This window comes from Trichocoleus sp. DQ-A2, from assembly GCF_039961915.1.
Classification (GTDB): domain Bacteria; phylum Cyanobacteriota; class Cyanobacteriia; order Cyanobacteriales; family FACHB-T130; genus FACHB-T130.
The window spans coordinates 189,820-213,451 of sequence record NZ_JAMPKD010000002.1; the positions used below are offsets into that span (position 1 = coordinate 189,820).

Genomic DNA, 23,632 nt, shown 5'->3' on the forward strand with positions numbered 1-23,632 from the left:
TAGATTTTCACTTGCCTCTCGTTTACGGCAGGAATATCCCCAACTTTAGTGACTCTTCGCTGCATAAGGAAGGGGATCTTGTAATCCTAGCTCAGCAAAAGCAGCTAGACGCAACTGGCAGGAATCACAGACGCCACAAGCCACTTCGCTCCCGGTATAGCAAGACCAAGTTTGCTCCCAAGGAACGCCTAGCCGATTCCCCATCTGAATGATTTCCGTTTTTTTCAGGTCTATCAGGGGCGTCATGATGCTAATTGGCTGTCCCTCTCGTCCCTGTTTTGTTCCCAGTCGAAAGACTTCCTGCATTGCCTGGATATAATCGGGACGACAATCGGGATAGCCGGAATAATCTAAAGCATTAACGCCAATATAAACCCGCTGGGCATTGATGGTTTCTGCATAAGCGAGGGCAAAGCTCAAAAAGATGGTATTTCGGGCGGGGACATAGGTCACGGGGATACTTTGATCCATTTCATCAAGCGATCGCCCTTCTGGTACGTTAATGGCACTGTCCGTGAGCGCAGAACCGCCCCAGCGACGCAAATCAAACGCCACTACCTGATGTTCTCGTATACCAGCGAGGCGAGCGATCGTTGTCGCAGACTCTAACTCTCGCTGGTGTCGCTGCTGGTAATCGAATGAGATGGCATAACACTCACAGCCATCAACCTTTGCTTGATACAGTACCGTCGAAGAATCTAGCCCCCCAGACAACAAAACAACCGCTTTCACGTCCCAGCCCCCTCATCCCCAGATTTTTACTTCTGCCAACTTTCAGATGTTTCCCACCATCACGTCTTGATAATTGACCGCTTACTGGCTACTAAATTCCTCAGCCCTCAGTCCTCAACTCTCAGTCCTCAGCCCTCAGTCCTCAGCCCTCAGTCCTCACCAAATGGACGGGAGAGAAAGTGACACATTTACCAGTTACTAATTTACAAACCTCAACAAAATGGAAGATAAGATAAATCTCACGAATTTGAGAAAGTTAGACACAGCTTTGAAATTCTTCACAAAAGAAGGCACTATGATACCATCTGGATCGTCTCAGGCGACTAAACGTTGCCAATTGATTTAATCCTAGTGGTGGAGGAGCATACAGGAGTGCAAGATAGCATGCCAGCAAGACAGCCAGACGCTCATCAGCAGCGTAACCAGCCGCAACCGATCCGCGTTGGCGTGATTGGGGTCGGTAATATGGGACAGCATCACACCCGCGTTCTGAGTCTGCTTAAAGATGTGGAACTGGTTGGTGTATCAGATATTAATGTTGAGCGGGGTTTGGATACTGCGAGTAAGTATCGCGCTCGCTTTTTTGAAAACTATCATGACTTAATCCCCTATGTAGACGCTGTCTGCATTGCCGTTCCGACAAGGCTGCATCATGAGGTTGGCATGACTTGCCTGCAAGCAGGGATTCATGTCTTGATTGAAAAGCCAATTGCCGCCAGTATTGCCGAGGCTGAATCCCTCGTCAATGCCGCAGCCGAATCGCACTCGATTCTCCAAGTAGGACATATTGAGCGGTTTAACCCGGCTTTTCAAGAACTCAGCAAAGTTCTGAAAACAGAAGAATTGCTTGCCCTAGAGGCTCATCGCATGAGTCCTTACTCGCAACGGGCTAACGATGTCTCTGTCGTCTTGGATCTGATGATCCATGATATTGACCTGTTGCTAGAACTATCCGCTGCGCCGGTAGTCAAATTGACCGCTAGTGGTAGTCGTGCCTCTGATTCCGGCTATTTAGATTACGTGACTGCTACCCTAGGCTTTGCCAACGGAATTGTCGCCACGCTAACAGCCAGTAAGGTGACACACCGCAAAATTCGTCGCATTGCTGCCCATTGTAAAAATTCTCTAACTGAGGCAGATTTTCTCAACAATGAAATTCTGATTCACCGGCAAACGACTGCAAATTATATGACAGATTATGGTCAGGTGCTTTACCGACAGGATGGGTTAATTGAGAAAGTCTACACCAGTAATATTGAGCCGCTTCACGCGGAGTTAGAGCATTTTGTTAACTGCGTGCGCGGTGGGAATCAACCTTCTGTAGGCGGCGAACAGGCGCTTAAAGCTTTGCGTCTGGCGAGTTTGATCGATCAGATGGCTCTCGATGGTCAGGTTTGGCAGCAACCAGACTGGGATTGTCGGTGTCTGAGTTCTCCGGCTGTAGCTGTTTCCTTCTAAAGAATTAAAAATTAAAAATTAAAAATTAAAAATGGAAGGTGTGTTGTAGAAGTAGCGATAATTAGTAGTAGAACCTTTGCTTCACAAAGGTTCTACTACTAATTAACACTATGTTTTACCACTACCAAAGTAAAAATTCCGCAATTTTTAATTTTTAATTTCGCATGTTTAATTGACTGAGCGATCGCCCAATTTCTTTATTAACCAGCTGATTCCCTTGAGGGCTGAGATGAATATGATCTCGGTAGAGGTTCTCTGGCTGCTCTTTTGAGTTGAAAATGGGTAGAAAATCTATGTAGGCAATGTGCTGGTTTTGGGTTAAGTCGATGAGGCGCACTCGCGCTTTTAGTTCATAATCCCGGGAACCCGGTTCGCCCAATTCCCTCTTTAGGGGCGTCATTGCGAGCAAGAAGCGGGCACCTTTTTGCTCTGCGATTGTCTGGATTTCTTGAATGGCGTTTAGATTAAACCCAACGCGATCGCCTGATTCCGCGTTCACTGCTTTCATCTCTGGTACTGGCGGTGCCTTTAACAAATAGCGGCTGAATGCCTCTACAAGCGCTAGGGGCGGTTTTTGGTCGGGGTAATTGCGATCGCGCCCTACGGGGATTGAAGTCGGCGCAGTCCCGAACAGATCGTCAGTATTAATCAGCAACACGACTACCTGAGCATCGAACGTACCAAACTGCTTTAAGTACGCTAATTCATTGCGCGGACACCAAGAGTTCGCTGAAGCGTTGAGAACTTCTATTTGCTTAAAAGTTTTACCCTCAATAGAGGATTGCAACTGTTGAGTCATCATGGCTGAAAGCGTCTCAGCCTGATCTGTCCACCAGCCACCATTCGCAATGGAATCTCCCAACAGCAGCACCCGCAGCGTAGATTCAGGGCGAGTTTCCGTGATTTTTGGGCTTCGCATTGAATACTGATTAATTTCTATCAGATTGCCAAACCTGCGAGTCCGCTGATTTGGCGCTAATAAATATCCAATCTGTTCATCGGCAATATAAATCAAGGGATTTCCAAAGCCAAATAGCAGCCGCAATCCCACCTCTACCGCCAGTACCAACCCTACAACAACTGCCAAAACAATCAGCACAATTTTCACGGATAATCCCCTATGTACATAGATCGTGACCCGATCTAGCTTAAATCTTGCAGCACTTCAGTTTTGCAGTCTTAAAAGTCGCTCCCATCTTAACCCAACCCATTTATGACCCATTCGGGTGATAGACGAGTCCTCCCTCAGCCGCTAACCTAGTCATGGGTTAAGATATGTTTACAAATTGTTGTCTAGCTCCGAATCAAGGAGGATCGCAGCCTTATGTCAGACTTGAACCGTGGAATTATGAAGTTCGAGGGAGCTGATAGCCCAAAAGCGATCGCTATCTCATCTGTGTTGGTTTTGGGTGGTATTGCTTTTCTTGTTTGGTGGGCACTTCACTCAGCCTACGCTATGTAACTCGCTACTAAACCGAGGCCACTACCGATGCTGATGAAGCCATAAGTTCAATCGATAGGTTATCTCAAAGCTCCTGTAAAACTTCCTTGTTCGGGAGTCACTTTGTTATTCAACCCAAAATGTCTTTCGCGTATCTTTTGCCTCAGGCTGCATAGGACTACACCAACCTTTTGCTTGACTAAAGACAAGTGAAATGTTTTCAAACCCACGGAGATGGGTTTGGTACGTGTAGCCGCGATATGGAGTTGCTGAATGCAAGATACAAGTTTTTCTAGAGTCGCTTTTTGAGCCTGACTCTGGAATTTTTTATTGGCTATTTTTCATCAAGAAAGAATTATGGCAAGCATTCGGGATATCCTCGGTTATTACCGAAAATATCGAATCGTCGCGCTTTTAAGTATTGCGGCATCTAGTCTCTTTGAAATCATCGATCTGGTAGTTCCTTACACAATTGGGCAGATTCTCAACGTACTGTCCGGTCAACCGCTGGATCGGGGATTGCAAAATGCGATCGCTCTCATCGCTGAAGTTAGCAACTTACCGGCAAATCGATTCCTTTCCCTCTCAGTGCTAATGGGATTAATCTTGTTAGTCACCGTCGTTAGAGCGCCCATTCAGCCTTGGCTCGGCATCTGGTTTCACTGGGATACAGCCTTGCGATCGCGTCGAGACCACAGCATAAAAGTCCTCGAAAAAATCGTCACTCTACCGCTAGAATTTTACGAAGAAAACAACCCCGGACGAATCGCCGGACGAGTTGCTAGAGGACTCGCTAATCACACCTGGACTTATCCTGAAGTCGCCGGACAGTTGATTCCCAAACTCGTTCGGGTGCTGGGTATCTTTGCGATGATCTGGCTAATTGAGTGGCGAATTGCCGTAATTTTCCTAATTTCCTTCATCTTCATCCTCAGCTTCACCCTCAAAGACCTCAAGCAACTGAGCGATCGCGAACAGAAACTGGATCGATATCAGGAAAATACCGAAAGTCGTACTTCGGAAATTATTACCAACATTAAAACCGTCAAAGCCTTTGCCACCGAACAGAGAGAACTGGAGCGTCAACGACAGCGCCTAGAGCGGGAGTTCAAAGTTGTTGACTACCGCATTCATAGAGGTTACGTCATCCTAGCTACTTCCCAAAGGACGATCATCCAGTTTTGTGTCTTTCTAGTACTTGGTTTGACCCTCAACGCCACCTTACAGGGAAAGATTTCACTAGGACACTTCGTTACTACGTTGACCATCTCCAGCATGGCCTACTCGGAGCTAGAACCTATTAGCAACCTCGCTGAGATATTTGCTCGTCGCTATGCCTCCATGCTCCGGTTCCACGAGTTCATGCACCTACCTGTAGGCGTAGATGCGGTCATTCTGTCTCAAACCAGAACGCAGACGGCAGAAGGAGGAACTCAGGATTCTCGGGGTTCTGAATTGTCCTATCAATTTACCGGCAAAGTCGAATTTTCCCATCTGAGCTTTGGCTATGACAGCGATCGCCCAGTTTTAGAAAACATTAACCTACTCATCGAACCTTATCAAACTGTAGCGCTGGTGGGGCGTTCGGGGTCGGGTAAGTCTACCTTAGTCAAGCTTCTGTTCCGGTATTTTGAACCCCATCAAGGTCAGATTTTAATGGATGGTCAAGACATTCGCACTTTGGATGTCACTGGCTATCGGCGGCGTCTGGCAATTGTTCACCAGGAAGTAGATATTTTCAACGGGACGTTGCTTGAAAACCTTACCTATGGCAACCCCAAAGCTACGGTTGAACAGGTTCAGGAAGCTTGCCGCATTGCCAGAGTAGACGAAGTCATTGAGCATCTGCCGCAAGGGTACTACACCGTTGTTGGAGAGCGGGGAATGCGCCTGTCTGGGGGACAACGACAGCGCTTGGGAATTGCTAGGGCACTCTTGGTCGATCCAGATATCCTCATCTTTGATGAAGCAACTTCTAGCCTCGACTACGAATCTGAGCGCTCAATTCAGTTAGCAATGCGTAGCATCCTTGGCACCCGCACCACCATTATCATTGCTCACAGACTTAGTACCATCCGGGAAGCAGACAAAATTGTAGTTCTCGATCAAGGTCAAATTGTAGAAGTCGGCAGCCATGCTGAACTACTGCACCGCAAAGGAATTTACCGACGTTTGCACTCCCTACAAGAAACAGGTGAGCTACTCTAAAGTTAAAAGGAAAAAGGCAAAAGTGAAAAATCTTTCTTTTTCCTTTTGCTTTTTAACTTTTGCCTTTTACAGCTTCCCGTGATTGTTTTACCCGTTCAGTCATATATTCTAGTTACTTCCGATCTGGGTCCCCTTTTAGGAAGTGTTTGGCTCGATATCGCGGTGCTGGGATTGATGCTTTTGCTTTCTGCTTTTTTCTCCGGCTCGGAAACGGCGATTACAGCCCTCGACAACCTTAAACTCAGGGCGCTGATTCAAGAGCAAGGAGACCCGCGCCGGATGTTTGCGCTGGTCTTAGAAAATCGGGGTCGGTTTATCACTACCCTTCTAGTCGGTAACAATCTAGTTAATAATTTTTCAGCAATTCTGACCAGTAACTTATTTGCCCTCTGGTTAGGGAATGCAGGATTGGGAATTGCTACTGCTGTTGTTACTTTTCTAGTGCTGATTTTTGGAGAAGTTACCCCTAAATCTCTGGCAATCAACAATGTCATGCCAGTTTTTAAGTTTGCCGTTCGCCCGATTTACTTGCTATCTATCGTTCTCGGCCCGCTCATTTATTTATTTGAGCAAATTACTCAGCGGGTAATTCGCCTGTTTCAGGGGGGTGTTGTTCAAGAGGGAGAGTCTTTAAGAGACCTCCATCTGATGATTGAAATTTTGGGAGGCAAGGGGCATCTGGATTTACACAAACACCAGCTGCTGAACAAAGCCTTGATGCTAGACAGTCTCAGCACCCGCGATCTGGTTAAGCCACGGATTGACATGAGGACAATCTCTCATGAAGCGACGTTGCAGGAGTTTGTGAATCTGTGTCTGGAGACAGGATATTCCCGTATTCCCGTGCAGGAGGAGTCTAAGGATCAAATTGTCGGCGTTGTTCACCTGAAGCGAGCGCTCCAGCAGCTGAGGTTTTTGAAAAAAGAAGGGATTGATAATGGCTTGGTGACAGAGGCGATGGACCCGCCAGTATACGTGCCGGACACTAAACGAGCCGCCAATCTACTGAAGGATATGTTGCAACAACGCCTCCACATTGCCATCGTCGTCGATGAGTATGGGGGCACGGTGGGGTTGATCACGCTGGAAGACATTCTGGAGGAGCTGGTTGGCGAAATTTACGATGAAAGTGACTTTCCCAGTCGAGCGATCGCTACGAGAAATGCCACGCGCTCTGGTGGCTGATTCAGAAGACAGGGATCAATGTAGGAGTAAGCGATGTAGATTCCCGCTCTCATCCTGCTACTTGCACTGTCCGTCACTTTTTCCACAGCTATAAAATCAATTTTCAAAAAAACTTTTGCATTTCCCAAACCTTGTGCTACGATTATTAATCGTGGAACAAATGGGTCGATGCCCGAGTGGTTAATGGGGGCGGACTGTAAATCCGCTGGCTATGCCTACGCTGGTTCAAATCCAGCTCGGCCCACCACGCAACAAAAGTTCTAAGCCATAAGTTTTGAGTTATTCTTTAATTAAGGTAACCGACTCAAAATTTAACGTTTATAACTTATAAAACTGCCCGTGTGGCTCAGTGGTAGAGCACACCCTTGGTAAGGGTGAGGTCACGAGTTCAATCCTCGTCACGGGCTTTTTCAGCAAATAACTTAATCAAAGTTTTATTCGGATGAGCTTACTTCAGAAGTCATGTTTCTGGAGATTCTACCCAATCTTTTAGATATCCAGGAAGTATCTTCTTCATGAGAGTACACGCATAGCTCTCTAACTAGAGATATGCAACTGATAACTTATTTTCTGACCGCTTTTAAAGAGTCTAGAGGTGCTATAGATGAAAAACTTTAGCAGCTAAAGATAGGATGATTAAATCGCCTATAAGCAATGAGCGGCTTGATTTGTCAGTAGCTAAATACACGTCATACATTGCAGAATCCTGTGGCAGTATTGATGAATTCAGATTCCTACAAGCAAGAATGACAATTTATCACCTATTTACATAATTCTTAGGTTCCAAAAATATAAGGGGCTCCTAAAGCAATAGATGACTCGCAATTTCTCTAATCGAGCTTTGACAAAAATACTAAAAAAACTCGTGTAGAGTGTCGCTAACCCTAAAAGAGCTGGCTGATTCTAATCGATCGTGCTTTATAGCCAAAAATTAACTTGGTTGTGGCGGTATTAAGAACAGGTCACGAGCTATAAACCTTATGATGATAACTACGCTGGTGTTGTTGCCTTGCGCCCCAAGACAAACGCATCTTATCTGTGAAATACCTACTCGACAAGGGGTTCAAGCATTTAGGTTTAAGGCTGAGCAACTGATAAAATTCCTACGGGGAGAGACATCCAGCATTTTAGATGCGTTTTCCCTGCCTTATGCACCTTTATTACCCAATTTTTGAAAATAAGGATTTTTATTGAGTTAAAACGGGTGCGGAGGGACTCGAACCCCCGACAAACTGCTTAGAAGGCAGCTACTCTATCCACCTGAGTTACGCACCCACATGAAAATGGATCGCCAAACTTGGCTCTGTCGTAGATTGTATCTGTGCCGAGTGCTGCAAAGCAACCCAGAAAGCCAAAGCTTTCCAAATATATCGCTCAAGCAGCTTTAAGCTCAATGTAAACTAGAAACCAACATACCCAGACGTTTGGATACGATAGTGTATTAGTCAAGGCGATAGGCGCTACGCGGACGCTCTCGCGGCGTTGTCCGATTTTATCCCAGCACCAGGGCTGGATCGCGCCCTTATATAGTTTCGTGGCGATCGCTTTTTAGCCGCACCACGCCCCCGGCCAAGTCAGGAGTCATTTGCCAGTGTCATGTTTATTCTGAAACGGCAGGATGTTGAAATTTCTAGCATTCAGCACCCCAAGCGGGAGCAACAGATCCCGATTCTCACTTATCAGGGGCAAACCTTTCGCTTGATCAGTGTATTTGCAGCTAATCAAGCAGAAGAAGCCAGAGCCTTTTGGCGAGACCTTACCGATAACCGTGGCAAAGCCTGCGTTTTGCTGGAAGAGCCAGATCGGTATAGCGTCTGGGGCAAAATTCGTCTAGATCAGCTGGCTGCGGAGGCTAGTAGTGACGTCAAAATTGTCCCTCTCGCCCAAGCTTGCCTTTTGTTGCTCCAGGCGGTTTACATAGACGTTGAAGACCTATTAGGAAACAGACAAGCCGGATTATTTCAAAAAGACCTTAGCGATGTCTTCCGTCAGTGGCACTTTCCCAGTGCGGATGGGCCGGAAGCTGTGAAAAACTTGCTAACAATGGACCCTTTGAGTAGCCTCCAAATTCCCCCTTGGGAGGAACATCATCTGATCACCTTGTTACAAGAACTGCATCGCTTGGGTAAGGAATATTTCGGCAATACCCACTTTGCCCAAGGAGTAAAGGATACATTACAAGATATGCAACCAGGAGAGCGGTCTCAGTTCCTGGAGTGGCTAAATCAATCTCCCCTAGGTAAGCTGTGGCGCTAATCTAAAAAATGTTTGGGAAATATGCCAAAGCTTGCATTAAGATGAGACACTTGCGCTTCTTAAAGGAGATTTGTTAGCAGATTATTAATTGAATTGCATTTGCGATTAAACCTTGCGTGCATCCTTGTTTTGAAAAACTATGAGCAGTTCTTTAGAAAAGTCATCGGAAAAAGTATCCGGTTTACAATCCCTTCTGAGCGTACAGACAGTAATCGTTGCGGGAATAATCTGGGGTGTGCTAGCGCTACTGTATTTTCTGCTGTTTAGCATTTCTGCGCCCGGAGAGGAGCGTCCGCTTTGGTACTCGATTGGAACTTACATTTTTGAAGAGGTAGCTTACCTAGGCGCAGCAGTGCTGTGTTTTAGAAACTGGCGCAGTCCCCAGATTGTTAGCGGACGTAACGTCTGGCTGGGATTTGGACTGGGGATGTTGTGCTATTTTCTCGGGAACCTGTTGTTTTGCTACTGGGAACTGGTTTTACACCAAGAACCCATTGTGTCACCTGGGGATTTGTTTTTTGTCCCTGCCTATTTATTTCTTGCCTGGGGAATGATTTTAGCTGTCATCTCACGGCGACTGAATCTAGAAGTTTGGCAGTGGGCAACCGTTGCAGCGATCGCAGTTGCCGGAATTGCCTTGGCAGTCTGGTTACAGGTTGCCTCCCCGAATAATGCATCCGCTGCAACCCCACCTTTACCCGTAGGAACAACACAGGGAACAACACAGATAGCGAAGGCGACTTCACCCAAGAAAGCGATCGCTGCCACCAAAGCACAAGCAGTCAATAAAACCGCTACTGTGGTGAAAACAGCACAAGCAAAACCCTCTGCTCCTACTGGAGAGAATCAGGCTCCAGCCTGGGTTCTATCAGTAGAAAAGTTTCTAGAGCCATTAGGAACCTTTTTGAACATTTTTTACGTTGTTAGCGATATCTTTCTGTTGATCGTTGCCTCGACCGTATTGCTAGCCTTTTGGGGGGGTCGTTTTTCTCAGTCTTGGCGGATGATTGCTGGGGCAGCTTTTTCATACTACGTTGCTGATATGTGGCTGAAATACGCCGATAAATTCATTGGTGATGATTATCAAAGCGGAGGACTATTGGAAGTATTTTGGGTCTTCAGCGGCGTCCTGTTTGCCATTGGCGCTGTCCTGGAATTTGATACATCCAGTCGTTCCCGTCGTAGCGGACGCAAACGTGCTTAGGAAGTAGCATGAGTGTGAGAAAACTCTCCGAATTAGATAAGCGCGACATCCTCAACCTGTATCGACAGCCAGGAGAGACAACCTCAACCCTGGCTAGTCGTTATGATGTCAGTAATTCAACGATTAGCCGTCTTTTAAAAAGTCGTCTATCAGAGCCAGAATATGAAGCCCTAATCCAGCAAAAGCGAACCAATCGCTCCCATTCAATTTCCGAACCTGCCACTGAAGCTGACGACGAGCCAGTAGAAACATCGCTGACCGCATCGGTAAAGAGCGAAGAATCCTTTCCCCACACTCAAGAATCTTTTGCAGATAGTGATAGTGAGGAATCATTAGAGGCAAGCCCTACCGCCCCACGGAGGCGTCGCAGGCGCTCCTCAGTCTCTACAGAGGAAGAGAGGGCACAAGAGCAAGAAAACATTCCTTCCGAAATTTTCCCTGGGATCAATTCTTCTCTGCCACTTTTTCAGCTGGCTGTGGATGCCGCACCAAGTAACAACCCCGATCTACTTGATAACAATTACAGTGCAGAAGCCAGTGTCATAGAAGAGATGCTGGGGGAAGACCTGACGGATTTAGAAGACGACGAGGACGAGGACGACGAGGATGACGACGACGATTTAGAAGACCTCCAAGACGAAGACGACTGGGATGATACGCCAACTCTAGAAAGTCCGATTCCAGCAGGAACCTTTAAGCGACAAAACCGTGCTAGCGTTCAAGTCTTACCGCTATCTAACGCGGTGCTTCCTAAAACCTGCTACTTAGTTGTAGACCGAGCAGCAGAATTAATCGCCAGACCCCTGCGAGAGTTCAGCGATCTTGGACAAATTCCTGCCCAAGAAGTTCAACAGAGAACACTACCAGTTTTCGATAACCATCGGGTAGCTCGTAGGTTCTCGAACCGCACCCAACGAGTGATTAAAGTTCCAGATGGCAGGATGCTTCAGAAAACTTGTTCGCAACTGCAAGCTAAAGGAATTACTCGCTTGCTGATTGATGGTCAAGTTTATTCGTTATAAGAGGCAGTGGTGAAACGCCGTCAAGTTCTCAAACAGCTGCTACAAACATCCGGCGGGCTGATTGCGGCTAGCTTGCTCCCAGGCTGCCAGTTAACAGGGTCCGTAGAGCCGCTGTTTTTGCTTGACCTGCTCAAGCCAGACTCAAAACTGCCAAAACACCTGCTCACGCCATTGAGCGAATTTTATGTGCAATCTTACGCCTTGCCGCCTAGGATTAACCTGGACAACTGGCGGTTAAAGGTGACGGGTGCTGTTGCCCAGCCGCTGACGCTGACTTTTCAAGACATCATGGCAGCGCCGCAGGAAAATTTCTATTTGACAATGGAATGCATCGGCAATCCCACTGGCGGCAACCTGATTGGAAACGCTCAGTGGACGGGTACCCCTTTGCTACCTTTTCTAGAGCAAGCTGGTGTTAAATCAGAGGCGATAGAATTTAGGCTGCACGGAGCTGATTCCTACGAAACAACATTGCCAGTTGCAGAAGTCATGAGACAAGAAGTGCGACTGGTTCACCAGATGAATGGCGAAGCTCTCAATCAGTCGCATGGCTATCCTTTACGCATCATTATTCCCGGTCACTTTGGTCAGAAGCAACCCAAATGGCTAGTCGAGATTGAAGCTGTCAGCAGCCAGAAGCGAGGTTTTTGGGAACGTCAGGGCTGGTCTAATACCGCAGAAATTCCTACTCATGCGCTGATGCGCCAAGTACAAAACACTCGCGTTTGGAACAGGCAGCATCGGGTGCATTTGGGGCGCACGGGTGAAATAGGTTGGGAAAGCGGCATTTTGATTGCTGGTGTTGCCTTGGACAAATCTAGTCCGATTACAGCCATTGAGGTAAGTACCAACGATGGTAAGATTTGGCAGAATGCCGAGCAGAATCAACCGCCATCTGCCCATGAGTGGACGCTCTGGCGTTATTTGTGGATGCCCCAGCAGCCGGGAAATTATACTTTACTTGTTCGCGCAACGTCTTTACGCCAACAGCAGCAACTGAAAGATGATAATCGGATGGATGGTAGTAGTGGCGTTCTGCGAATTCAAGTAAATTTGCAAGCCTAAACGCTAGCTCTTCAGCGATTTAAGACAATTGAGAAATCAGCAAGAAACGCGAAGTTTTGTGTCTTTGTTTAAAATAGGTTTTGAGAAACGGATGCTTGTGTAGGATGTATGGCAGTCTTCCCACACACCCAAGCAGAGTAATCTCTGTCATGGATGAATCTTCGCTAGAAAACTATGTTGATTGTTGAATAACACTTCACCTGTCTATAAAAATTAGAGGAATTTATAGATAAACTGACCACCGTATTTTTACGGAAAATAGGTTTTGTAGAGGATTGTTATTAGAAAAATTACTTAATTATTGAGTTTTAAGAAAATATAAAAAAATATTTGTTACATCATCTACTTGAACCTTATAAGGAGGGTAATCTAGAGAAGTAAAATATTGATTAAGGCGTCGGCAAATAACAGATAAAAACTGGAATGAAGAAAGATTCTGTTATAAAAAAAGCCGCAGAAAATGCGGCTATTTAGCCAGGTAAGATTCGTTTCAAGTCTCTTCAACAGTTTATATAAACTAGGGAGCGATCGCGCTATGGAAGTAAGCCATTTACTTAAGCTTTATGAAGACGGACAAAGAGACTTTGCCGGGATCGATCTTAACGGAAGTGACTTGAGGGGAGTGACGCTCATTGGGGTCAATCTCACGGGCGCTAACCTGAGAGGAGCTAATCTGAGTCGAGCTTTCCTAACAAAGTCAGACTTAACGGGTGCTTGTCTAAACTGGGCCGATCTAAGTTTTATCAAACTGAGTGAAGGCAAACTGGTAGAAGCAGACTTGACGAAAGCGAACCTCAGTGGAGCGTTTCTAGTGAAGTCAAAATTGCCTGGAGCCAAACTGAGCGGTGCAAATCTCAGCAGTGCTAATCTTCGAGTAGCTAACCTTTGGGGTGCTAATCTCTGTGGAGCAAATATGCAAAGGATTAATCTGCGGGAAGCAAATCTCAGTGGCGTTAACCTTAGTTGGGCTAATTTGTGCGAAGCGAGACTCACAGGCGCGAAATTGTATGGCGCTTCCTTAAATGGTGTTAACTTCAGAAGAGCTTTTTTAAAAGGATTAGACCTGGGCGGAGTCGATTTAGAGGGAGCCAACCTTAATGATGCCAGACTGAGTGGCGCTAACCTGGAAGGCGCTAACCTAAGCGCAGTAGATCTCAGCCAAGCGACACTGCGTAGGGCCAATCTGAAAGGAGCAGATCTGCGGGGAGCAAACCTGGCAAAGGCGTCTTTGGAAGGGGCAGACTTAAGCTGGACGATTCTGAGTAGAGCAAACTTGAGTGAAGCCGATTTGAGTGAGGCAAAGCTGGTAGGAACTAACTTGGAAGATGCTCAAATGAATGGCGCTGTGCTGCCATCAGAACACCAAAACTCATACTCAGAAGCAACTGTTAGTGGTAGTGTGACACCTTTTGAACAACCAGTTAGAGCAATGGTTGGGTAGTTGGGAGAAAGCTAACTGATAATTTCTGATAGATTTGGGATTTTTTGTGGACTAAATTACAGGTTATGGATCGCGATTCTGGTACAACTCGTTACGCTGTAGTGTTCGTAACGGCGTCTTCGCGACAAGAGGCAGAAGCGATCGCGCAAAATTTAGTTGCATCCCAGCTAGCGGCTTGCGTTAACTTAATGCCAGTGCATTCTGTCTATACTTGGCAAGGTAAGGTTAACTCAGAAGAGGAATGGCAGCTAATCATTAAAACAGATTTAGCGCACTTCCCCGCCCTCGAAGCCAAGATTCGAGAGTTGCACTCTTATGAAGTACCAGAAATTATTGCTTTGCCAATCTTAGCTGGCTCTCCACCCTACCTTCAGTGGATTTCAGATAATGTGAGAAATTACCTGTAGATAGCTGCTTCCAGACGTGTTGCTAAATCAAGGATGTCTTCAATCCTAGCAATTTGCTCGATCCATTCTTCTAAAATATTTTCAATACTGTAATAAATTCCCGCTAAGCCACCAGTAACGGCAGCAGTGGTATCCGTATCGTCACTTAAATTCACCGCTTTTAGTACCGCTTCGGTATGAGAAGAGCTGCCAATGTCAAAAACTTCGCTGTGGGGAGTCCAGAAATCTCAGTTCAACCAACGATAGAAATAGTTAGCTGTTACATTCGGAGAAAATCCATCATGATTTTGCGAAGCAGAAGATAAGGGAGCTATCATCTGACCAAGTGCCAGCAGGTTGATTATAAGTTCCAGAACCTATCATCTCTGTTACAGGTGACTTCACCGATCGATTTGGTAATAAATTTGACTGGAAAACCCAACGCATCACCGGCATAGACACCGATTAGCCCTGCTAAAACTTTAGAGCTTCTTTTCATTTCAAGTGTTTTATCCGGACTGCTGATGATTCCAGGGTAGTTGGCGATCGCGACTGTGCGTGCATTCAGTCCGTAGTGATTTAAGAGCTAGCAGGGATGGCATTATCTCAAGGAGAATTAGATGCTTGAAGGCGTCATTGTTCCTCTACGCTGCCAAAATTCCCCAACTCTGCGCTCCCACTGCTGCCAGTAAATCATCATATTATCTGGTTCAAACCAGAACACCTCAGCAGGCATTTCCGGAACCGCTACAACCAGCAAGGCATGACGCAGATGGATACCATACTCTTGGTAAAATTTATTAACCGCGCCCATATAAGCCGCTAACTGAAGCGGGCTATCACGGAGGCGTTCAACTGACCCTTTCGGCTTATCAGCGGTTTTCCAGTCACAGACGCAGGGAATGCCCTTATAACTCGCAACGCAATCCACTCGACCCGCATAACTCAAATCGTAGTGGAAGACAGAACCTTCCACGAGCCTTACCTCGTGAATGTCTTGCAACACCGGCTCTATGCTATCCCAGTAAGGTTTAGCCGCGTCTGGACAGGCGACATTTTCCCCCAGTAGATAGCGCTGAATGTGCTTGTGAGTGGACGTACCGCGACGGCTAGCAGCACCAGAAATTCGGTTGGCTTCCTCTGCTCCAACTCGGTTGCGCCAGTTGAAGAGTGCTTCTCGATCTTCTTGCGGTTTGGTGGCGTTGAGGATAGTGGAGACGCTAGGAAAGCGATCGCCCTTAGCATCCACATAATATTGTTTCCCAGATTCCCGCAGCGTTTTAGCACGGTGATGAGGCAGCAGATTGATATTTAACGTCATTATTGTCTAGTTATTAAATCAACCAGTTAGGATGATAGCTGCCGATATGGAACGTTCAACCAGAGGCTGAGACGTCCTCTTTAAACACCTTGCTCAGGCTGATTCCGTTCCTGCTCTCTTGCAACCAAACGCAAATCCATTCGCATGTGGGGCGACCTTTACAAGTCCTTGCCTTTTGTTGCTGTCATTATTTGATTCAAGCCGATGGGCGGATTTGAACCGCCGACCGTTCGATTACGAATCGAATGCTCTACCACTGAGCTACACCGGCACTGCCGATTTACTATCGTAGCAGGTTTAGATAGAAACTGTTGCACCCAATTTCTGGAAGAAATGCGATCGCGTTCAAATTTATAGCACCAGCCGCCGCTGCTGCCGACCACCATCATGCCAAGATGGATCTAAAGTCGGTGGGGATCGAGACGGATGGTAGACCCAAAATTAAAAAATCGCACCCGCAACATCAAAGGCACTCGGAAAGTCAGTGCTGAACAGTATGCACAACTAAAAGCTGAACTTGCTACTCCCTACAAAGGTCTTAGGCAATTTGTTTATGTGGCGTGCGGCGCTTCTGGCTTTATCGGAGGGATGGTCTTTCTTGCCAAGTTAGCCTCCGGTCGGGAAATTGCCTCAGCCGTGCCTAACTTAGCACTACAAATTGGCGTAGTTGCTTTGATGGTTTGGCTGTTTCGCCTAGAACAAAAATCCCAACGTAAGCCATAAAGCTGATCGTTTCCAGTAATCTTGCGGATTCCTCGAAGGGGTAAGACAATCTAAGCTTGAAAGAAGGGATCTGGTGAGTATTTCGCACCCTGAGAACTTGCGAGTAAAATAGGCTAGATTCAGTTATTTGGCTTAACGACATTCTTGCAGTCTTTGGCTTCCCTTGTTGAAAGCCGATAAGGTTCTGCGTTACTTCATCGGCTGAGCCTCACCTAAGATTAAGTGTCATCCCAACACATGGAACTAGAACAACGCTTGGGTCTATATCAGGTATTCCTTAAGCTCTATGAGCATCATCGTGGTTTACTAGATGAGATTCTGAAGCTAGAAGATAGCGGCAATAAATTTCTTAGTGGCATTGCACCTCGATATATCCAAGGCGTAGCGCAGGAGCAGCAAGTCTATCTAGTCACAAATTTAATAGATGCTAAAACGCAAATGTTGTTTCAGCCGCAGCGAATTTGGACACTGGGGCGGGCGCGTCAAGCTGCCCTACCGATTCCGGATAGACGTTTGTCTCGCAATCATGCAGCGATTCGATATATCGACGATCAGGGGTTTTATCTGGTTGACCTGAATAGTACAAATGGGACTTTCGTTAATGGCGAACCCGTATACAAACGTGTTCTTCTCAAGGACGGCGATCGCATTCGTCTAGGTGGTCTGGCTTTCTCCTTTTTCCTGGGCAATACTATCTGCATGGTGGATAATGTCTCTTCAACCCTAATGGCAGAAATTAATGCCCTGACAAATGCAGAGCAATCGCTTCCGGTTACAGAAGTAGAAACACCTACCTCTCCTACAACAGTTCAGCCTCCCAACACCGAGTGCCAAAAAGAGACTCTACATTTCCTCTCTGGCCCCTCTGCCATTAGAGATCCATTAGTCCCAGTTTTGGAATCTCCTGTAGACCCTCAGCTAACTCCGACTCAGCAATCAGAAATTTTAGACCGTTTTTTCAGTAGACGAATTTCCGATCCAGGCACACAAAACTAAACTTTATAAGAATTTATACGAAAAACCCGTTTCCAATAAGAAAACGGGTTTTTTTATGTGTAAAAGTAGCCCTAAGCTTCCCAAAAAACGATTTATAGGGTAGACTCGCCTACCCTACAGCGCTTTTAGTCGTCTAAAAGTTCTTCCTCTAACTCTTCGTCTTCGGCGTCAACTCGCGTGACAGAGTTGGCAGGAACAACTGCCCCCATCTCTAGCTTTTGACGTACCTTTTGCTCAATTTCTTGAATTAATTCAGAGTTTTCTTCCAGGTACTTAATGCTGTTATCCCGGCCTTGGGCAATGTTATCACCGTTGTAGCTATACCAAGCTCCTTTACGGGTAATGACCCCAGTTTGTTCTGCCAGGTCAACCATACACCCTAATGTCGAGATTCCCTTGCCAAAGATAATGTCAAACTCTGCGACGCGGAAGGGCGGGGCGACTTTATTTTTGGCAACTTTAACTTTAGCTCGGTTACCAAACTCTTCGTTGCCTTTTTTCAGCGTTTGAATCCGACGAATATCCAAGCGTACTGAAGCGTAAAACTTTAAGGCATTACCACCAGTGGTTGTTTCTGGGTTGCCGTAGGTGACGCCAATCTTTTGTCGCAGCTGGTTGAGGAAAACGACCGTACAACCAGATTTACCGATGTTCCCGGTAATTTTGCGAAGAGCTTGACTCATCAAACGGGCTTGCAAACCCATGTGGGAATCGCCCATTTCGCCTTCAATTTCAGCGCGAGGCACCAAAGCAGCTACCGAGTCAATGACCACGATATCCACTGCCGCAGAGCGAACTAGCTGGTCGACAATTTCTAAGGCAGCTTCTCCGGTGTCGGGTTGAGAAACCAAAAGATTGTCTATATCAACGCCCAGTACGGCTGCGTAAGCAGGATCTAGAGCGTGTTCAGCATCAACAAAAGCAGCGACTCCTCCTAATTTTTGCACTTCAGCGATCGCGTGCAAAGCGAGGGTTGTCTTACCAGAACTTTCCGGGCCATATATTTCAATCACCCGTCCCTTCGGCAAGCCACCGCCCAAAGCTAAATCCAGGGTCAGCGCTCCAGTGGAAATTGTTTCCACCTTCATGCGGGTGGCATCTCCTAGGCGCATAATTGCTCCCTTGCCAAAGCTGCGCTCAATTTGGTTTAGCACTAGGCTCAGGGCTTTGTCCTTGTCGGGATTGTTCGTGATTTGGATAGCCATTAATGCCTCAAGAACAGAATCAGGTGTGGTGATATTTTTTTCACACTTAGCAAAAGTTGCTTTTGTGTGGGCTTCTCCGCCTCGCGGACTGGAGTTTCCTGCTTCGATGGCTGGTTCTGATAGTAGAAATGTCTAACAAGACATCCTTACAGCCTCCACAGGCAGAAACGATGGAATCCACCGCCTTTTGATACAAAATGAATGCTGGTTTTAGCCATTTGCCCACTCAGGTTTACCAAGTTTTTGGCTTTGTAAGTGAGTAGGAAATTTCCACTAACTAGGGTTACTTCAACGATTGGCACCGAAACTTAAAATTGTCCCAAATAGCGACAAATTTTAGTTTCAGATATTTTATTATATCACTTTTAGCAACAAATGAGAGCCGCAAGTGCCCTTACATCAAGCTTTACACGGATGGGGGAACCCCCTGGCAAGGCTCGCGATAGGAATCTCTATTGTAGTTCAAATGTTCTAGTTTTACCCAACACTGAGAGAGAAAATCGGTCAATAAACGTCTAGCCTGTTTTAAGCAACAAGTGGGATTTGCGATCGCCACTTTGGTCACGTCAGTTTTGTCAAAAGTCAACGAATGCAGCCGAGTCTCGCTAATCTAGAGACAGAAACTGTAAATGGCTTGATCTAGGCTTATTTGAGCATCCTCCGCGTTTCCTGATGCCTCAATTCCTATATTTTCCTTATCTTTCGGCGATGAACTATTATCTTTCCAATCAGCTGGTTCCAGATACAGCTGTATCGGTGGCTGGGTTAACGTCTTATTTGCAACTGCTGTTAGAGCAGGATGAACAACTACAGCAAGTCTGGGTGACCGGTGAAGTCTCCAGCGCCTCTCAGTATCGCAGTGGACTATTCTTCACCCTGCAAGATCCGGATGCTAAGGCGGCAATGAGTTGTGTGATATGGAACAGTCAGCTAAATAAGCTGATGCAGCTGCCGGTGCAAGGAGAGCAGTTGATTGTTTTGGGCAGTATCCGAGTTTATCCCCAGCGAGGACAGTACCAGTTGATTGTCTGGCAGGCGCTACCAGCGGGAGAGGGGTTACAGGCATTGCGCTATCGCCAGCTGCGAAATCGGTTGGAGGCAGAAGGATTGTTCGATCCAGAACGCAAGCGATCGCTCCCCACTCATCCCCAAACCATCGCTGTTGTCACGTCGCCGCAAGCTGCTGCCTGGGGAGATATTCAACGCACGCTCAAGCAACGTTATCCGGGTTTGCAAGTTCTGTTTTCACCGGCATTAGTCCAAGGAGAACAAGCCCCGGCATTGATTGTTTCGGCGATTGAGCGAGTGGAACGGGATGGTCGCGCTGAAGTCCTAATTTTGTCGCGCGGGGGTGGTGCGGTTGAGGAGCTAGCTTGCTTCAATGATGAACGGGTAGTGCGAGCGATCGCAAATTGTTCGATTCCCGTGATTACTGGCATTGGTCATCAGCGAGATGAATCTTTGGCTGACTTAGTTGCCGATGCTTATGCTCACACTCCCACCGCCGCCGCCGAACAAGTGGTTCCAGAACTGGCAAGTCTTTACGCAGAACACCAGGAACGTGTCCTCGCCTTGACTGAAGCCGTAAATCAACACATGGAAAATGCTCAAGAACAATTGCAACGAGTGCGAAGCCGCTTGCGCCGGATTCCGTTAGACCGACAAATTCACCAAGAAAAGCAAGCGATCGCTTGGAAACGTCAACAACTGTTACAAGGAACGGCGCGGCATTTCGCGCAGGCAAACCAACACTGTCAGATGCTCCGACAAAAGCTAGCCACGCTTGACCCGGAAAGCGTTCTGAAACGAGGTTATGCAGTAGTCCGACAACAAGATGGTGCGATCGCGCGTTCCACAGAAGGACTGGCACTCGGACAGGAACTACAAGTTCAGCTGGGCACAGGACAAATTAAAGTCAAAATTAGTGAAATTATAAATAGCAAGGAGTAGCTATTTCACGCGATACGGGGATTTTTTATGAGCAAACCCACCAGCACCACCGACGGCTCAAGCGATCGCCGCATCAATACCCAATTTCCGAAAGATTGGAACTACGAAGCGACGGTTGCCAAAGTTGAAGGCATCATTCGGCAAATTGAAGCCGGGAAACTAGAACTTGCCGACGTTTTTGAAGAATTTACCGCTGCGGTAGAATACTTGCGCCAATGTGAAATCTTTCTGCAAGAGCGGCAACAGCAGATGAATTTATTAATTGAGACCCTGGCAGACGAGCCAACATCCTTCTGAGAGATGCTATCAGGCGATACTACCGCGCTTCCTGGCTTCTTTATAGGAAGTCCCGACATTTCTCAAACCAGCCTTAATCATTTGTTGTTCGAGTAAGGCAAAGAAACGAGCGCGATCGCCCCCTCGCACGACTGCCTGATTGTGTGCCTCTGCAAGCGCCACCGGATAGCCATAACCCTTCTGCACCTGAGCCAACATCAAGCTGAGCGAAACATCCAGCTTCTCTGGATTCTCTGCCACCCACGCGGGAACTTCTACACGAGCAATTTCAGTCCCGACATGGACGTAGCAGAAGTAGATTTGATGGGCACCGTACAACTCCAGAATCCGTGCAGAACTGCGCCATAGAGGACTGCGTTGACCGGGCTGCAATTGAGACGCCCAGAGGGCAGTATCCCGCAAGGGATCGAAAACCTGGCAGGGTGCCCGGTCAAACTGACCAGGACAATGAGTCATGCAGTCGGGAACTGGATGCGGGCAGGCTGGCAGACGCAGGAAGTTCAGTGCTTCGCTGCTGCGAGAAGCACTCAGGTAGCCCATAATTGGAATCCCCGTATCGCGTAGAACATCCCAGGCTTCCAGAATTGGAGGCAAAATATGGTCGCGGGCTTCCCCCGGTAACTGCTCTAGAAACCAATAAATTAGCGATCCATCTACCATTGCTAGGGCAGGGATTGGGGATTTGGGATCGGGAATTGAAGATGAAATTTCCGATTTTCTGTTTCCGTTTCCCTGTCTTGACGTGACTTGTGAAGGTCGGTTAATCCAGCTAGCAGCCAATTCTGCCAACACAGACGCCTCCGAAGCCGTGCGTCGATAGCCCATCCATTCCTCAGGGCGAATTCCCCACTGGCGGGAAATATATAGGTCTTCCGAGCGATAAAAGACTTCTGGTAGGCTATCTAAGAGCGGGTACAAGCTTTGTCCATAATGCAGCACCACCCGACCCACGTTAATCAGATAGCAGTAGGCAATTTCATGGTGACTCGGAGCAATCTGAGACCCGTCTGTAGCAATAATCGTATGGACAGCCGGAGGGGTAGGAAGGTCAATGGCAGTGCTTAGGGACTCAATGGGTGCGGCTGCTGCAAACCCCAAGCGATCGCGCCACTTTTCTTGCAGATGTACCAAATCTGCCTGAGACTTTTGAGCCAGTGTCAGTAAGTGCTGGGCGCGTTCCAAGCGTTGGCGACTGGCAGCAGCCTCTACCGTCAGGTGTTGACTAATCCCCTGCATTTGCCGCGCGAGTTTGGTTAGGTCAAGCATAGTCAGCTATCCGCTTTTCGCCTATCAGTTCTCAGCTTAAAGCATGAAACATCAAGGCGATCGGGATGAATTTATAATTTACACTTGATACTTCTCCATCCCTCTAACCTTGGGTTCCCTTTTCTCATCTAAGTCCAAGCCGAAAAATCTTGAGCAAACTGAGACAGAGATAAAAGCTGAATTCGTTCCTGATACGCGACCGACTCTCGTTGAGCAGCAGTATTGTAACCCCAATCGGCAAGAAACAGCTTGATATCATTGAGGTCTGGTTGCTGTTGCACAGTTTGCAGAGTTTTCAAGCGATCTTCCACAAACCAAAGGTGAACCGACGAATCGCTACTGAGTTCGCGCAAAATTTCGTACTTAGGACGCCGATTTTCTTTCCCAATAATGCATCGATCGGGTAGTTGGATACCCTGTTGCTGCAACAACTGGCGGACAAAGCGTCCCTCTTTGGTAGTGACGATGTACGTTTGGATGGGTGTATCTGGAAGCGATGCCTTCTCCGATTCCATCCGATGCATTTTTTCAACAACACCTGGATAGAAACGATGTAAGGCTAGCCAACCCTCTAAATCCCTATCAATCCACTCATCCCGGATACGATCGAGCTTCGTGCCGATATCAGCCGCATTCAAATTATCTTCTTGCAAGATTTGCTGAGCCACCCCTGACCAATCTTGCAACATCTTTTCGTCAGGAATGCCCAATATTAGCGCCCGGATTGCCACCGGCATTTCCCAACCGATTTCTATAATCGGTCGTCGCTGGTAGAAACTTTCAGCCAAACCATGTGGAGGTGTGAGATTAGGCGGTGCCCAAATTTGACAGTAGGTGCGCCAAGCTGTCTGAAAATACTCGATTAGCCCGTCACAGATAACACCGTCAAAGTCAAGGGCGAGAATATTTGGGTAACTTGCACGCATGGTTCTAAAGCCGCAATCTTTCGGTTTATCTTGGCACAATTTGCCCAACAAGCCCAATAACCAGTAGAGACGCGAGCTATCGCGTCTCTACTAGGTTTCTCAAAACTTAGGTTTCAAAATTTAACTGGGGTGCAAGGATTCGAACCTCGGAATGGCTGGACCAAAACCAGCTGCCTTACCACTTGGCGACACCCCATCGCATCAACCTTCGTTATAGTAGCAGTTCCTACTAGGGAATTGTCAACCATTTTTAGGAAATTTCTCTTAAATCCTTCTTTATCAGTGGATAAATGGTGAAGACTCAGTATGGATTTTTGGAAATTGACGCATAGAAAAGGCTTCTTGAACGCTTACCAGTTAAACAGTGTGGCTCTCCTAGCCAGCTTCTCCCCCTCTTATGGAAAGCGTGCCGGGAAAGTGTTTTAGCTTTTTCGACATCTTTACCTCCTCGAAACCCATATAGGGTGTTGCACAATCATGCGATGATTTTCTTTTAAACTCCGCGCTACCTCGTCTTTGCGCCAGATAATCATCTTTCTACTGTGCAACG

General features: G+C 47.0%; 21 protein-coding genes, 5 tRNA genes and 1 pseudogene. 17 read left to right on the forward strand and 10 right to left on the reverse strand.

The annotated features are described in order from the left end of the window. Window positions 1-45: 45 nt before the first annotated feature. A complete protein-coding gene (gene queC, locus NC997_RS02280; RefSeq protein ID WP_190529440.1) occupies window positions 46-732 on the reverse strand; it encodes a 7-cyano-7-deazaguanine synthase QueC in 687 nt (228 codons plus the stop codon). Between the two features lie 73 nt (window positions 733-805). On the opposite strand from queC, the gene NC997_RS02285 reads away from it, so the two are divergent. Together NC997_RS02285 and NC997_RS02290 are read left to right on the forward strand one after the other, a co-directional pair. Then, on the forward strand, window positions 806-934 hold the full coding sequence (locus NC997_RS02285) for a hypothetical protein (protein ID WP_348257758.1): 129 nt from the start codon (window positions 806-808) through the stop codon (window positions 932-934). A 182-nt stretch (window positions 935-1,116) separates the two neighbouring features. Next, window positions 1,117-2,190 (forward strand): Gfo/Idh/MocA family oxidoreductase, encoded by a 1,074-nt coding sequence (locus NC997_RS02290; RefSeq protein WP_190411946.1) that lies wholly within the window; start codon window positions 1,117-1,119, stop codon window positions 2,188-2,190. A 154-nt stretch (window positions 2,191-2,344) separates the two neighbouring features. Here the strand turns inward: NC997_RS02290 and NC997_RS02295 are convergent, their stop codons facing one another. Beyond that, window positions 2,345-3,298, reverse strand: coding sequence for a GDSL-type esterase/lipase family protein (locus NC997_RS02295; protein ID WP_190529442.1), 954 nt, complete (start codon window positions 3,296-3,298; stop codon window positions 2,345-2,347). A 216-nt stretch (window positions 3,299-3,514) separates the two neighbouring features. Between NC997_RS02295 and NC997_RS02300 the strand changes: the two genes are divergently transcribed. The 5 genes from NC997_RS02300 to NC997_RS02320 all read left to right on the forward strand — a co-directional run bounded on the left by NC997_RS02300 (window position 3,515) and on the right by NC997_RS02320 (window position 7,431). Then, window positions 3,515-3,652, forward strand: coding sequence for a hypothetical protein (locus NC997_RS02300; RefSeq protein WP_190411922.1), 138 nt, complete (start codon window positions 3,515-3,517; stop codon window positions 3,650-3,652). Window positions 3,653-3,988: 336 nt separating this feature from the next. Next, window positions 3,989-5,839, forward strand: a complete 1,851-nt coding sequence (locus NC997_RS02305) for an ABC transporter ATP-binding protein (protein ID WP_190529444.1) — start codon at window positions 3,989-3,991, stop codon at window positions 5,837-5,839. A gap of 78 nt (window positions 5,840-5,917) precedes the next feature. After that, on the forward strand, window positions 5,918-7,024 hold the full coding sequence (locus NC997_RS02310) for a CNNM domain-containing protein (RefSeq protein WP_190433199.1): 1,107 nt from the start codon (window positions 5,918-5,920) through the stop codon (window positions 7,022-7,024). Window positions 7,025-7,186: 162 nt separating this feature from the next. After that, a tRNA-Tyr gene (locus NC997_RS02315) sits at window positions 7,187-7,271 on the forward strand. 88 nt (window positions 7,272-7,359) lie between these two features. Continuing rightward, window positions 7,360-7,431 (forward strand) — tRNA-Thr (locus NC997_RS02320). Between the two features lie 794 nt (window positions 7,432-8,225). Here the strand turns inward: NC997_RS02320 and NC997_RS02325 are convergent. Then, window positions 8,226-8,299, reverse strand: a tRNA-Arg gene (locus NC997_RS02325). 321 nt (window positions 8,300-8,620) lie between these two features. Here NC997_RS02325 and NC997_RS02330 point away from each other — a divergent pair. The 6 genes from NC997_RS02330 (at window position 8,621) to cutA (ending at window position 14,419) form a co-directional block, all read left to right on the forward strand. Further along, window positions 8,621-9,280, forward strand: coding sequence for an Npun_F0813 family protein (locus NC997_RS02330; protein WP_190411919.1), 660 nt, complete (start codon window positions 8,621-8,623; stop codon window positions 9,278-9,280). A 139-nt stretch (window positions 9,281-9,419) separates the two neighbouring features. Next, window positions 9,420-10,484, forward strand: a complete 1,065-nt coding sequence (locus NC997_RS02335) for a hypothetical protein (RefSeq protein ID WP_190529446.1) — start codon at window positions 9,420-9,422, stop codon at window positions 10,482-10,484. Window positions 10,485-10,492: 8 nt separating this feature from the next. Further along, on the forward strand, window positions 10,493-11,506 hold the full coding sequence (locus NC997_RS02340) for a transposase (RefSeq protein WP_190529448.1): 1,014 nt from the start codon (window positions 10,493-10,495) through the stop codon (window positions 11,504-11,506). Between the two features lie 9 nt (window positions 11,507-11,515). After that, entirely contained in the window at window positions 11,516-12,571 is a 1,056-nt protein-coding gene (locus tag NC997_RS02345; RefSeq protein ID WP_190529451.1) for a molybdopterin-dependent oxidoreductase, read from the forward strand. Window positions 12,572-13,106: 535 nt separating this feature from the next. Continuing rightward, on the forward strand, window positions 13,107-14,012 hold the full coding sequence (locus tag NC997_RS02350) for a pentapeptide repeat-containing protein (RefSeq protein WP_190411915.1): 906 nt from the start codon (window positions 13,107-13,109) through the stop codon (window positions 14,010-14,012). 65 nt (window positions 14,013-14,077) lie between these two features. Continuing rightward, entirely contained in the window at window positions 14,078-14,419 is a 342-nt protein-coding gene (gene cutA, locus NC997_RS02355) for a divalent-cation tolerance protein CutA (RefSeq protein WP_190529453.1), read from the forward strand. Here the strand turns inward: cutA and NC997_RS02360 are convergent. The 3 genes and pseudogenes from NC997_RS02360 to NC997_RS02370 all read right to left on the reverse strand — a co-directional run bounded on the left by NC997_RS02360 (window position 14,410) and on the right by NC997_RS02370 (window position 15,990). Then, window positions 14,410-14,897, reverse strand: a pseudogene (locus NC997_RS02360) (ADP-ribosylglycohydrolase family protein). The gene cutA and the pseudogene NC997_RS02360 sit on opposite strands and share 10 nt — an antisense overlap. 117 nt (window positions 14,898-15,014) lie before the next feature. Beyond that, the gene (locus NC997_RS02365) at window positions 15,015-15,719 is read right to left on the reverse strand and encodes a PD-(D/E)XK nuclease family protein (protein WP_190529455.1); all 705 of its coding nucleotides are present in this window, start codon (window positions 15,717-15,719) and stop codon (window positions 15,015-15,017) included. 199 nt (window positions 15,720-15,918) lie between these two features. After that, a tRNA-Thr gene (locus tag NC997_RS02370) sits at window positions 15,919-15,990 on the reverse strand. A 155-nt stretch (window positions 15,991-16,145) separates the two neighbouring features. On the opposite strand from NC997_RS02370, the gene NC997_RS02375 reads away from it, so the two are divergent. After that, window positions 16,146-16,442: a DUF3493 domain-containing protein gene (locus tag NC997_RS02375; protein ID WP_190430332.1), complete on the forward strand. Its 297-nt coding sequence runs from the start codon at window positions 16,146-16,148 to the stop codon at window positions 16,440-16,442. A gap of 222 nt (window positions 16,443-16,664) precedes the next feature. Beyond that, window positions 16,665-17,438 carry an FHA domain-containing protein gene (locus NC997_RS02380; protein ID WP_339380224.1) on the forward strand — a complete coding sequence of 258 codons (774 nt, stop codon included), beginning with the start codon at window positions 16,665-16,667 and terminating at the stop codon, window positions 17,436-17,438. 125 nt (window positions 17,439-17,563) lie between these two features. On the opposite strand, the gene recA is transcribed toward NC997_RS02380, so the two are convergent. Beyond that, window positions 17,564-18,643, reverse strand: a complete 1,080-nt coding sequence (recA, locus tag NC997_RS02385; protein WP_190411910.1) for a recombinase RecA — start codon at window positions 18,641-18,643, stop codon at window positions 17,564-17,566. Window positions 18,644-19,351: 708 nt separating this feature from the next. Here recA and xseA point away from each other — a divergent pair. Both xseA and xseB read left to right on the forward strand, forming a co-directional pair. Then, on the forward strand, window positions 19,352-20,593 hold the full coding sequence (xseA, locus tag NC997_RS02390) for an exodeoxyribonuclease VII large subunit (RefSeq protein ID WP_190529608.1): 1,242 nt from the start codon (window positions 19,352-19,354) through the stop codon (window positions 20,591-20,593). A 27-nt stretch (window positions 20,594-20,620) separates the two neighbouring features. Further along, the gene (xseB, locus tag NC997_RS02395) at window positions 20,621-20,890 is read left to right on the forward strand and encodes an exodeoxyribonuclease VII small subunit (protein WP_190529457.1); all 270 of its coding nucleotides are present in this window, start codon (window positions 20,621-20,623) and stop codon (window positions 20,888-20,890) included. A 9-nt stretch (window positions 20,891-20,899) separates the two neighbouring features. Here the strand turns inward: xseB and NC997_RS02400 are convergent, their stop codons facing one another. From NC997_RS02400 to NC997_RS02410, 3 genes are all read right to left on the reverse strand, one after another. Continuing rightward, window positions 20,900-22,156 (reverse strand): DNA double-strand break repair nuclease NurA, encoded by a 1,257-nt coding sequence (locus NC997_RS02400; RefSeq protein ID WP_190529459.1) that lies wholly within the window; start codon window positions 22,154-22,156, stop codon window positions 20,900-20,902. Window positions 22,157-22,284: 128 nt separating this feature from the next. Beyond that, a complete protein-coding gene (locus tag NC997_RS02405) occupies window positions 22,285-23,082 on the reverse strand; it encodes an HAD family hydrolase (protein WP_190529461.1) in 798 nt (265 codons plus the stop codon). A 124-nt stretch (window positions 23,083-23,206) separates the two neighbouring features. After that, a tRNA-Gln gene (locus tag NC997_RS02410) sits at window positions 23,207-23,278 on the reverse strand. Window positions 23,279-23,632 lie beyond the last annotated feature (354 nt).